Genomic DNA, 12498 nt, shown 5'->3' with positions numbered 1-12498 from the left:
ATGTATGAAAGGTTAACTAAATGTCCGCTATGCAAAAGTGAGCAGTTCAACAATCATCTTGTTGTAAAAGACCATGCCATAAGTAAAGAATCCTTTATTATTTGTGAATGCAGCAATTGTAAGCTATGGTTTACCAATCCCAGACCGGATGAAGAAAATATCCCAAAATACTATGACAAACCCAACTATATCTCACATCAAAATAAAAGCAGAAGTTTAACGGATATAGTTTATAATGCTGTCAGAAAATATACACTAAAACAAAAACTAAATTGGTTAAATAGCCGAACATCTAAAAAAGGCAGAATGCTTGACTATGGCTGTGGAGTAGGCTTATTTCCAAAAACCTGTCAAAACGATGGCTGGGAAGCATATGGTATGGAACCCAACCAAAAGGCAGCTACAATAGCAAAGGAAGAAAATAAAGTCAATATTGTTTACAACTTCAAAGCCTTACAAAAATTAAAGAAATTTGATGCCATCACCCTATTTCATGTATTGGAACATATCCACAACCTACATGAAACACTAGATATCCTATTGAGCAGATTGAAAAAAAGAGGTTTCCTATATCTAGCTGTTCCCAATAGAGACGCCTTTGATGCCAACCTATTCAAAGAAGATTGGGCAGCATTTGATGTTCCAAGACATTTGTACCATTTCAATAAGCAATCCATGAATTTCTTGGTTGAAAAACATAAATGCAGACTGGTAGATACCCTTCCATTACCTTTTGATAGTTATTATGTTTCCTTACTAAGTCACCAAGCGAAAGGAAATAAAAACAAATACTTAGAAGCCATCAAAACAGGATACCAATCAAACAAACATGCCAAAACCAATGATAACAACTATTCTAGTTTGCTATTTGTGATTAAAAAGAAATGAAAAACCTTTTCAAAATATCCTACTTGGTTCTAATTGCCACGTTTTTGGGCGCCTGTGCCAAACAAAGCTCTCCGATGGGAGGACCAAAAGATGAAGATCCTCCCATACTATTGTCATCAGATCCAAAAAATGAAAGCATTAACATAAAACCGGAAAAAATAGACTTGGAATTTAATGAGTACGTTGAGCTAGAAAACCCTACACAATCGATCATAATCACCCCAAAAATAGATAAAGATAAAGTCGAATACACAGCCCTTAAAGAACATGTCCTAATAGACCTAAATCAAGAATTGGAAGATAGTACTACCTATGTTTTTAATTTCCAGAAAAGTATCCAAGACATTACAGAAGGTAACCCTGCAGAGCAATTAAAACTTGTATTCTCTACCGGGGAAACCATAGACAGTTTATCGGTTTCAGGACAAGTTGATTACTGGTTTTCAGAAGACAAACAGGAGTTCAAAGATATTCTGGTAGGTTTATACATTAATGATGATAGCACAGATTTATTCACTTCAGCTCCATACTATATCGCACAGGTAGATACTGCAGGAAAATATGAAATAACAAACATCAAGGCAGGGACTTTTAGGGCATATGCCTGGCATGATGAGAACAATTCACTAAAAGCAGAATACCGAAGTGAAGCATACGGCTTTTTATCTGAACCATTAGAGGTAAATGAAAATATAGAAAATTTACAAATAAATCTAAACCGAGCAGATTTAAGCACTTTAAAGATCAATAGAACATCAAGTACAAGTGGAAAATTTGATGTCATTCTGAGTAAAGAATTAGCGAATTATAAAGTATTTCACCAAGACAAAAACACAAAGCTTTTTTTCCGTAAAAAAGACAATAACATAAGGTTTTACCATACCGAGTTAATTAACGATAGCACCGAAGTCCGTATACAATTGATGGATTCAGTTGGGGTAAAAATTGATAGTACATTATATGCTAGATTTGAAGAAAGTGACAGAAGTAAAGAAAAACTTGAAATCTCTACGCTGGGAGTGACTCAATTTATAGATACAATTAACGCAAGGTTGTCGTTTAATAAACCTATTTTCAATATAAATTATGATTCATTATATATAGCTTACGATACAGCGAGTACTATTGCCATCAATCAAAATATGGTAAGCTTTGCAGACAGCTCAGGAAGTAGGACCTTATTGAACCTAACAATTCCAATTAATGATTCTATACCCTACGAAAAGTATAAACTGATTGCAGCTGATTCTACCTTCCAAGATGTGGAAATGCTATGGAATGAGGAAGAATTTGAAGCCACCTACAGTAGGCTAAAAAAAGATAATCTTGGGGATGAAATCAGTGGTAAAGTACTTACAGATGAGCTACCCATTATTATCCAATTGCTCGACAAAAATGACAATATAGTCAGAGAAAAATACCTTACAGAAACAAATCAGTTTTCCTTTACTAAACTGGAAGCTACCAATTATAAGTTAAGAGCCATCATTGACCGCAACAAGAATAAGGCTTGGGACCAGGGAAATATCAACTTCAAGATACAACCAGAACCAGTCTATTTCTATTACGATGAAGAAAGCAGAAGTAAAGAATTAATATTAAGAGGTGGATGGACTTTGCAAGACCAAATTATCACCAAAAGAAGGGAAACAGGTCTACTTATTAACAATAAAAGCAAAGAAACTTACGAAATAGATGAAATTCCTGTAAGTATTTTAGAAATTACAGAAAAAGACTTGCTAATTAATTGATTTTCAGAATAATAAGTGATAATAAGTGTTTATTTAATTTTGTGGATAACCAAATATTGAAAGTGGATAAGTGTGAAGAAAGCGGTTTATATCAACAATTAAAATTGGAATTAATCACAATTTTTATCCACTTTTAAAATCTCTGGGGATAAGCTTCAACTTGTAAACAATTATCCACATAGATACCAACGTAAAAGTTATACCTAATAGCAAAAGACCATTTATACACAGAAAAATACTTAAAACAATTATTCAGCACAAATTCAATGATTTAAGGGTCAGAAAAAATGTGAATAACTGGTGTATAAGTGTTGTAAGATTGGTAAATGGAAGTGTATAAAAAATGTAAGTAGGATTTACCAACATATCCACGCTATAATAATAACAACAGTTTCTTTAATTTATAAAAATCTTAAAATAAATAAGGTGTGTATAAACTTTGAAGCGGCAAGGCAAACAATTTTCATTTTTCAATCATTTGACCATTTTGATAGGAGACAGAAAAATAGAAAAACCTTATTCAGATCTACCAATCGAAAATAATATCCTAGAGAAGTAAACCTGCTCTCAGATAAGTAAAATTTTTTGGTAATTGATTTTTTAAGAAAAAAGAAAAAATACCGCCCTTAATTTTATAGTTTAAATTTCAGCTATAGCTGTACTTATCTGGGCGATTAAAAGCAAAAGACTTATTTTGATTAGCATATAAAAACAAATTGGTAAATGGCTTGTCTTAAACGGCTTAAATAATATCAATTTATTATGCATGCATAATTATTTTTAGTAAATTGAGTTCGATAGAAAAATGAAAAAAGAAGAAACGATAGATTATCAAATTAAGTCTTGTTGGCATGCCATTTCTAGAATGTACAATCAAAAGGCAAATATGGAGGGGATTACCACCTCCATGGGTTTTGTTCTAATCAACATAGATTCTACTGCAGGAACAGCTGCAACTAAAATTGCACCTCAAATGGGACTGGAATCGAGAAGTCTAACAAGATTATTGAAAACCATGGAAGAGAAAGGTTTGATAAAGAAAGTTCAGGACCAAAGAGATAAACGATCAGTTAAAGTATTATTAACAGAGAAAGGAAAACAAAAAAAAGCTGCAGCTGTAAGTACAATTAAGGAGTTTAACCACAAAGTTCGAGATAGTCTTAGTGAGGATGAGATTGGTTCCTTTTTTGTAACATTTAAAAAGATCAATAACGTCATTGATGAACTTCAGAAGTCCTAGACAGATAGGTTTTAACATTAACAATTAGCTAATATAACCAATGAAAAAAAGCATAAAGAGAGTTGCCGTTTTAGGTTCCGGAATAATGGGGTCGAGAATTGCTTGTCATTTCGCCAATATAGGGGTTGAAGTTTTGCTTTTGGATATTCTACCCAAAGCTCCTAACGAGAAAGAAACGAAGAAAGGATTAAGCATTGAAAGCAAAGAAGTACGGAATAGAATAGTGAATGAGGCGCTGAATAGTACATTGCGTGCAAAACCGTCGCCAATCTATGACAAAGCATTCATCAATAGGATTACTACAGGTAATTTTGATGATGATTTGCCTAAAATCGAGCATTACGATTGGGTAATTGAAGTAATTATAGAGAACCTGGAGATTAAGCAAGGCCTATATGAAAAAGTAGAGAAATATAGGAGGCCTGGTACTCTGGTTACATCCAATACTTCAGGAATACCTATTCACTTAATGAGTGACAATAGGTCTCAGGATTTTCAGGAGTGTTTTGCAGGAACACATTTTTTTAATCCTCCAAGGTATCTTCGATTGTTTGAAATTATTCCGGGACCTAAAACCAAACCCGAGGTAATCGACTTTTTGATGAATTATGGAGACAGATTTTTGGGCAAAGAAACTGTTCTGTGTAAAGATACACCTGCATTTATTGCCAATAGGGTAGGTGTTTATGCCATTATTTCAGCCATTCATACCATAGAAAAGCAAGGACTAAGCGTATCAGAAGTGGATAAGCTCACCGGAACGATCATAGGGAGGGCCAAATCAGCCACTTTTAGGACTTTGGACGTAGTTGGACTAGATACTACAGTCCACGTGGCCAATAACCTCTATAAGGTACTGGAACACGATGAATCCAGAGATCGATTTAAATTGCCAAAAAGTGTTCAGGTTCTGAATGAGAACAAATGGTACGGAGATAAAAGTGGCAAAGGGTTTTTTCACATGATTAGGCATGAGGATGGTCGCAAAGAACTAAAAGAAATAGATTTTCAAACCTATGAGTACAAAGCTGTAGAAAAACCAAAATTTAAGGCTTTAGAAGCCTCCAAAGGAATTGATGAACTGAAGGAAAGAATCAAATTTTTGGTCAATTTTGATGACAAAGCGGGAAAGTTTTATCGAGCTATTTTTTATGATCTGTTTCGTTATTGTTCATTTAGAATTCCTGAAATTGCTGATGAACTATATAAGATTGACCAAGCAGTAAGTGCAGGGTTTGGCTGGGAATATGGTCCATTTGAAAATTGGGATATTTTAGGAGTAAAAACTACAGTGGAAGCAATGGAGGAATCCGGTGAAAAGCCTGCCGATTGGGTTTATGAAATGTTGGCTGCCGGACATACAAGTTTTTATAAAGTAGAAAATGGCAAAAAACATTATTACGATATTCCGTCAAAATCCTACAAAGAAATTCCCGGATTGGAATCATTTTTATTGCTCGACACGCTCAAAGCTGCCAACAAGAAAATATGGGGCAATGAAGGAGCTACCATTTATGATTTAGGTGATGAAGTGATTGGTTTGGAATTTCATACAAAGATGAATTCCTTGGGTCAAGAGGTAGTTGAAGGAATAAATACAGCCATTACCATGGCAGAAAAAACCTATAAAGGTTTGGTCATAGGAAATGAAGGGGGAAATTTCTCAGCAGGAGCAAACCTTGCCATGCTGTACATGTTTGCTGGAGATCAGGATTTTGATGAAATAAATCTGATGATTGCCCAATTTCAAGACACCATGCTTAGGGCACGTTTTTCTTCAGTGCCAGTGGTGGTGGCACCACATAATATGGCTTTGGGTGGCGGATGTGAATTGTCATTGCATGCAGATGCAGTTCAGGCTCATGCAGAATTATACATGGGATTAGTAGAAGTAGGTGTAGGTTTGATTCCTGCCGGAGGTGGTACCAAAGAAATGACCATGAGATTTTCCCAAAACATTGAACCCGGAGATGTTGAACTGAATCGTCTTCAGGAAACTTTTATGAATATTGCCACGGCCAAGGTTTCCACCTCAGCTGCCGAAGCTTATAATCTGGGTTTCCTTGAGCAAAAAGATGCCATAACCATCAATAGAAAGCGTCAATTGGCCGAAGCAAAAGAAAAGGTCATCGCCTTGTATGATGCAGGTTATACCCAACCCATTGAAAAGAAGGATATAAAAGTATTGGGGAAATCCTCCCTTGCATTATTTGAGACCGGCATTTCAGGCATGCGCTATGGAGCTTATATTTCAGAACATGATGCAAAAATCGCCAAAAAACTAGCTTGGATAATGAGTGGGGGAGATTTATCCTCTCCTACAGAAGTAAGTGAAAGGTATTTGTTGGATTTGGAGCGAGAAGCTTTCCTAAGTCTAACAGGTGAAAAGAAAACCTTGGAAAGGATCCATAGTATTCTTTTCAAAGGGAAACCTTTAAGGAATTAAATCAAGCCATAATTATTAAGGTTTTACTATTCCAAAAATAGCTTCATACCAATTTAACCAAATTCAAGCATTAAAATAAACATCAAATGGAAGCATATATTATCAATGGCTATAGATCTGCAGTAGGAAAGGCGAAAAAAGGAGGCTTTCGGTTTTATAGATCAGATGACCTTGCAGCGGATATCATCAGGCACCTAATGGACAACGTTCCCGGTTTGGAACCCAAAATGGTGGATGACCTTATCGTAGGCAATGCAGTACCGGAAGCAGAACAAGGCATGCAAATAGGAAGAATGATTTCCCTCTTGGCATTGTCGGAAGATACACCCGGCTTTACCATCAATAGGTATTGTGGATCGGGTTTGGAAGCAATTGCTTTAGCTACGGCTAAAATAAAATCAGGAATGGCAGATTGCATTATTGCAGGAGGTACTGAATCCATGTCTATGGTACCAATGATGGGCTATAAAACGGTATTAAATTATAAAATAGCGACAGAATTCCCAAGTTATTATTTAAGTATGGGCTTGACAGCCGAAGAGCTGGCCAAAGACTTTAACGTTACCAGAGAAGATTCTGATCAGTTTGCTGTTCAATCGCATGAAAAAGCAATTAGGGCAATTAAAGAAGGAAGATTTAAGGATGAGATTGTCCCGGTGGAAGTAGAAGAAACCTATCTGGATAAGTCACTTAAGAGGAAAACAAGGAAATACACAGTAGATACCGATGAAGGGCCCAGACCCGGAACTACCATGGAGGTTTTGGCAAATTTAAAACCCGTTTTTAAAAATGGCGGTCAGGTCACCGCAGGAAACTCCTCTCAAACCTCCGATGGAGCCTCATTCGTGGTGGTAATGTCGGAACGAATGATGAAGGATTTGGGATTAGCGCCTATGGCCAGATTGGCCGCTTATAGTGTGGGAGGTGTTGAGCCAAGAATCATGGGAATGGGGCCAAAAATAGCTGTGCCCAAAGCCCTAAAACAGGCCGGATTGAGCTTGAATGATATCGACCTGATTGAATTAAATGAAGCCTTTGCCACTCAGGCATTGGGAGTAATCCGATCATTGGATTTTAATCCGGATATAGTAAATGTAAATGGTGGCGCAGTGGCGCTTGGTCATCCTTTGGGATGTACCGGAGCAAAGCTTTCCGTACAGATGATCAACGAATTGAAAAAAAGACAGGGAAAATATGGTCTTGTGACTGCCTGTGTAGGAGGAGGACAAGGCGTGGCAGGAGTAATTGAACGACTATAGTCGAGGCCTTTCAAACTTGGGTTCAATCAAATTTACCCAATGAATTAAACCTCTCTTTAAAAAAATTAAAGCCTTAAATAGCCATGGAAAAAATTAATGAAAAAAATGCCCTTAACGGAGGAGAGTTTCTCATAAAAGAAACCCAAGCAAGCGCCGTATTTATACCTGAAGAATTTAGTGAAGAACAGAAAATGATGGCGCAGGCCTGTCAGGATTTTCTAGACATGGAAATCACTCCAAAGATGGAAGAGATTGACAGCATGAAAAATCCAGAACTCGTTCCTTCTATATTGAAGAAAGCCGGGGACCTGGGTTTGCTTGGTATAGCGATTCCTGAAGAATATGGCGGCTTAGGTATGAGTTTCAACACCTCCATGTTGATTGCTGATATCATAGGAGCTGCAGGATCATTTTCTACCACCTATGGAGCACATAGCGGAATTGGTACCCTACCTGTTCTTTACTATGGAACAGAAGAACAGAAAAAGAAATACCTTCCCAAATTGGCCAATGCGGACTGGGCGGCATGTTATTGTTTAACAGAACCGGATGCCGGATCAGATGCCAACAGTGGAAAAACCAAGGCCAGCCTAAATGAAGAAGGAACGCATTACCTGATCAATGGTCAGAAAATGTGGATTTCAAACGCAGGTTTTGCTGATTTCTTTATAGTTTTCGCTAAAATAGATGAGGACAAAAACCTTTCAGCATTTTTGGTAGAAAAGAACTATGGTGGCATTACCATGAATGAGGAGGAGAAAAAAATGGGAATCAAAGGTAGTTCCACTCGTCAGGTGTTTTTCAATGATTGTCCTGTGCCGGTAGAGAATTTACTTTCTGAAAGAGGAAATGGTTTTAAAATCGCCGTTAATATCTTAAATATTGGGAGGATAAAGTTAGGTGCAGGCGTTTTGGGTGGCTGTCGAACAATTTTGGGGTATTCCATTCAATACAGTGCCGAAAGAAAACAGTTTGGACAATCCATTAATTCCTTTGGTGCCATTCAAGCCAAGTTGGCAGAGATGGCCATAAAAACCTATGCTTGTGAATCCCTTTGCTACCGGGCCGGTCAAGATGTTGAAGACAGAATAGATGCTTTGATAAAAGAAGGGATGGAACCCAATAAGGCCAAATTGAAAGGTGTAGAACAATTTGCCATAGAATGCGCCATAGCGAAAGTTCATGGTTCGGAAGTACTCGATTATGTAACCGACCAAGGCGTACAAATTTATGGGGGCATGGGTTATTCTGCCGATGCACCAATGGAGCGTGCTTTTAGAGATGCACGAATTTCCCGCATATATGAAGGTACCAATGAAATCAATCGAATTTTAATGGTAGGCATGTTGCTGAAACGCGCTATGAAAGGAGAAATAGATATTTTGGGTCCGGCCATGGAAGTATCCAAAGAGTTGACCTCAGTACCTAGCTTTGGAAGTACAGATTCTTCACAACCCTTAAATGCTGAGAAAGAAACCCTGAGAAAATTAAAAAAGGTTTTTCTAATGATTGGAGGGAAAGCGGCTCAGAATCTTGGTAACAAAATGGAAGAGGAACAAGAAATCATGATGAACCTGGCAGACATAATGATCGAAATTTATGCCGCTGAATCTGCGCTTTTGAGAACAGAAAGTTTGCTGATCAAAGAAGGTGAAGAAGCTGTTAAATATCATTTGGCAGCCACCAAGGTTTATCTTTATGAAGCGGTGGAAAAAATTCAATCTGCAGGCAAAGAAGCCATTATGTCTTTTACTAAAGGGGATGAGCAGAAGATGCTATTAATGGGATTGAAACGTTTTACTAAATACGACAATATCAACACCAAATCCCTGCGACGTCAAATAGCCTCTGCATTGATTTCCGAGGGTAAATATTTCTTTTTCCATGCATAAATTAATAGTATGAATACACCTGAGGCTTGGCTAAATGGGCCTATTCCAAACATTCCTTTTATGCTTCAACCAGCTGCTCATGCATTGTTGCAGCTAGACAAAGAGTTAAAGGAATGTTTGGATGACTTTCCTGATACCCTTCTATGGCAAACTGTTGCCGGTAGAGCAAGTGTTGGCTTTCACCTGAATCATCTTTATGGGGTGGCAGACCGACTGATAACTTATGCCCAAGAATCAGCATTGTCTAAGGATCAATTTGATTTTTTGAAGAATGAAAAAACACCTAATGCCTCTATTTCCGCCGAAGATCTTGTGAAGCGTTTCAGTGAAAAGATACAGGAGCTACTCCTCATTTTCAGTAAGACCAGTGAAGATGAGTTAAAACAAAACCGAACGGTGGGCAGAAAAAAACTACCAACTACAGTGATGGGATTGTACTTTCATATTGCAGAACATTCACAACGACATTTCGGACAATTACTGGTTACAGTAAGTGTACTTAAGGAAAGAAATAGTTAAGGTATTTTTATATTTGGAGAGATCTATTCCACAGCCGAATCATAATACATTTATTTTCTATATTACAGGGCAATACATCTTTAGCATTACCCATAGTCTCTGTTCCTAATGAAAATAATTAAAAAAATCTTTTTCACCCTGCTGTCCCTATTTTTATTGTACTTTTCTTTCACCAGCCTAAGACAAATCTTAGCTTTTGGCCCTGAACAATTAGGCTTTAAGTCTTCATTATTTTTAGGTTTTATGATCAATTTATGCGTGACAGGGATATTTGCATTTCCAGGTTTTGTCTTTCCTACGAACAAGGCTTTGCCGGAAAATTACTACATCATAAAAAAACCTTCCAAACTGATTAATTGGTACAATGTATTGGGTGTAAAGTATTTTCGAAAACTGTTGATTATATTTTTCTGGGGAAAAAAAGACAATAGAAAAAAGTTTTTTGATGGAAAGAAAAGCGGTTTGAAACAATTTATTTACCAATCGAAGCAATCGGAATTTGGACATTTAGCTGCCTTGGTTCTTTTGCTAATAATAAACCTATTGTTTATAATTCCCGGTTATAATTTATTGGTTTTGTTTACTTTCCTTATCAATATAATTGGAAATTTTTACCCGGTAATCTTGCAGCGCTATCATAGAATAAGAATACAAAGAATCTTAGCCAAGCCATAATGGGAGGGAAGCAGCTTTTCCAAAGGTTTTAGAATTCAAAGAAGTTCGGAATAACATTTCAGAACGAATGTAAATGCAGAAAGTATAAAATTTGTCATAAGTAAGGATCAAGCTTTAAGCCCGAACAAATATTCGGCTTTCTATGGCATGTTCAAGATTATTTATCCAAAACTGAAAGACAATGAAAATACAAACTATTAAATGGCTGCTGGTGGTATTGGTATCTCTTTTGTTAAATTCTTACGACACAGTTTCAGAAATAAACGTACCGGTAGCCATTACAAAAGCTGAGGAATTGAGAAACTATTTTCTGGATGTTTATTCCGGTATTCAAATCCCGCTTGTTTCGTTTGTTGGCAATAAAACATTAAATTAATTTTCAGGATCTCCTATGCCAACTATTAATCAATGTGTACTAGACAGTGGATATTACCAATTGGTTGAGTTGACAAACTTTTCAAGCGATAAAACGCTTATGGGAGAAAATATTACCTACAAGGAGGATAGAGTAAAATTTTTTTAAAATATCAACCAATTTGCTTCGATAAAATACCGCTAATTTCAGATGAAATTAAACCTTTATGCTTTGTAAATGAGTAAAATTTTGTTTGATTTTTTCAATTATTACTACCTCTTCAGAATTTCATGAAAAAGCTTCCAAGGACAAGGTTTTTAGGTTAAATTATCGCTAATGTTTAAATCTTACAGGTATAGTCTTTATTTATAATTAAGCTTATAATTCCTTTCTTTTACTTTGGATTAAACGATAAGTACCATGAACACAGTAACAATTGGACTGGGAGGAGGCTGCCATTGGTGTACGGAGGGTGTATTCATGTCTGTTCGTGGAGTGCTGGAGGTTAAGCAAGGCTGGATTTCTTCAGAAAGCCCAAACCAGGAAGGCTCAGAAGCGGTACTGATCCAATTCAACCCAGATGAGGTCAATTTATCATTATTGATTGCCATTCATTTACACAGCCATAGTTGTACGGCAGACCATCTATTAAGGAAGAAATACAGGTCAGCTATTTATGTTTTTGATGCGGAACAGCAAATGGAGTGTCTGTCTGTTATTAAAGCCATTCAAAAAGATTTTGATCAGCCTATTCTGACCAAAGTGCTCGCCTTTGTGGCCTTTAAAGAAAATAAGGAGGAATTTTTGGATTATTATTACAAAAACCCGGAGCGTCCTTTTTGTGCCAAGTATATAGAACCAAAACTAAAAGCCCTAAAAGATCGTTTTCAAAAAACGATGTTAATAAAACCAACTGAAAAGAAAACGGTTTTATTAAATAAAGGATAAAATTATAAATAGAATAATCATGAACTGGAACGATGTAATACGCTATGCCAACAATGGCAATTTAAAACCTGATCGAAGGGTAGAAAAAACGGATGCAGCGTGGAAAGAACGGTTAACCGAGGAAGAATACAGGGTAACAAGGCAAAAAGGTACCGAACGAGCCTTTAGTTCTGACGTTTGCAGTTCCTTTGAACCCGGAATTTATGCTTGCGTATGTTGCGGAACCTTACTTTTTGATGCCAATGAGAAATTTGAAAGCGGCACCGGCTGGCCCTCTTTTACCCAACCGATAAAAGACAATGCAGTGGCCCATCACAAAGACACCAGCTTTGGAATGGTTAGAGTAGAGACTACTTGCAATACCTGTGATGCTCACCTAGGGCATGTTTTTCCTGATGGACCGGCACCTAGTGGCTTGAGATTTTGCATGAATGCTGTTTCACTTAAAAAAGTGGAACCTAGTGATGAGGTTTCCGGGTAATTGAGACCGAAAGATCCGATCTCGATTACAAATATGGAAATCAT

The 12498-nt window shown here is 36.9% G+C and carries 11 protein-coding genes; all 11 read left to right on the top strand.

From position 1 onward, the window contains the following. The 11 genes from ACYVHJ_RS09170 to msrB all read left to right on the top strand — a co-directional run bounded on the left by ACYVHJ_RS09170 (position 1) and on the right by msrB (position 12454). Positions 1-888, top strand: a complete 888-nt coding sequence (locus ACYVHJ_RS09170) for a class I SAM-dependent methyltransferase (protein ID WP_460514229.1) — start codon at positions 1-3, stop codon at positions 886-888. Continuing rightward, positions 885-2639, top strand: coding sequence for an Ig-like domain-containing domain (locus tag ACYVHJ_RS09165; RefSeq protein WP_460514228.1), 1755 nt, complete (start codon positions 885-887; stop codon positions 2637-2639). Before ACYVHJ_RS09170 ends, ACYVHJ_RS09165 begins: the two co-directional genes overlap by 4 nt. Positions 2640-3444: 805 nt before the next feature. Next, positions 3445-3879 (top strand): MarR family winged helix-turn-helix transcriptional regulator, encoded by a 435-nt coding sequence (locus tag ACYVHJ_RS09160; RefSeq protein ID WP_460514227.1) that lies wholly within the window; start codon positions 3445-3447, stop codon positions 3877-3879. 40 nt (positions 3880-3919) lie between these two features. Then, positions 3920-6325 (top strand): 3-hydroxyacyl-CoA dehydrogenase/enoyl-CoA hydratase family protein, encoded by a 2406-nt coding sequence (locus ACYVHJ_RS09155; protein ID WP_460514226.1) that lies wholly within the window; start codon positions 3920-3922, stop codon positions 6323-6325. Between the two features lie 86 nt (positions 6326-6411). Beyond that, complete coding sequence (locus ACYVHJ_RS09150) at positions 6412-7584, top strand: thiolase family protein (RefSeq protein WP_339902570.1); 1173 nt, start codon at positions 6412-6414, stop codon at positions 7582-7584. 83 nt (positions 7585-7667) lie between these two features. Then, a complete protein-coding gene (locus ACYVHJ_RS09145) occupies positions 7668-9476 on the top strand; it encodes an acyl-CoA dehydrogenase family protein (RefSeq protein ID WP_460514225.1) in 1809 nt (602 codons plus the stop codon). Between the two features lie 9 nt (positions 9477-9485). Beyond that, positions 9486-9995: a DinB family protein gene (locus tag ACYVHJ_RS09140; RefSeq protein WP_460514224.1), complete on the top strand. Its 510-nt coding sequence runs from the start codon at positions 9486-9488 to the stop codon at positions 9993-9995. Positions 9996-10103: 108 nt separating this feature from the next. Next, on the top strand, positions 10104-10670 hold the full coding sequence (locus ACYVHJ_RS09135) for a glycosyl-4,4'-diaponeurosporenoate acyltransferase CrtO family protein (RefSeq protein ID WP_460514223.1): 567 nt from the start codon (positions 10104-10106) through the stop codon (positions 10668-10670). Between the two features lie 181 nt (positions 10671-10851). Next, positions 10852-11046, top strand: coding sequence for a hypothetical protein (locus ACYVHJ_RS09130; RefSeq protein ID WP_460514222.1), 195 nt, complete (start codon positions 10852-10854; stop codon positions 11044-11046). 399 nt (positions 11047-11445) lie between these two features. After that, positions 11446-11973, top strand: a complete 528-nt coding sequence (locus ACYVHJ_RS09125) for a peptide-methionine (S)-S-oxide reductase (RefSeq protein WP_460514221.1) — start codon at positions 11446-11448, stop codon at positions 11971-11973. 19 nt (positions 11974-11992) lie between these two features. Further along, complete coding sequence (gene msrB, locus ACYVHJ_RS09120; RefSeq protein WP_460514220.1) at positions 11993-12454, top strand: peptide-methionine (R)-S-oxide reductase; 462 nt, start codon at positions 11993-11995, stop codon at positions 12452-12454. Positions 12455-12498: the final 44 nt, after the last annotated feature.

Source organism: Cyclobacterium sediminis, assembly GCF_054781075.1.
Note: the sequence above shows the minus strand (reverse complement) of the source record. Positions and strands in the feature narration are given on the sequence as shown.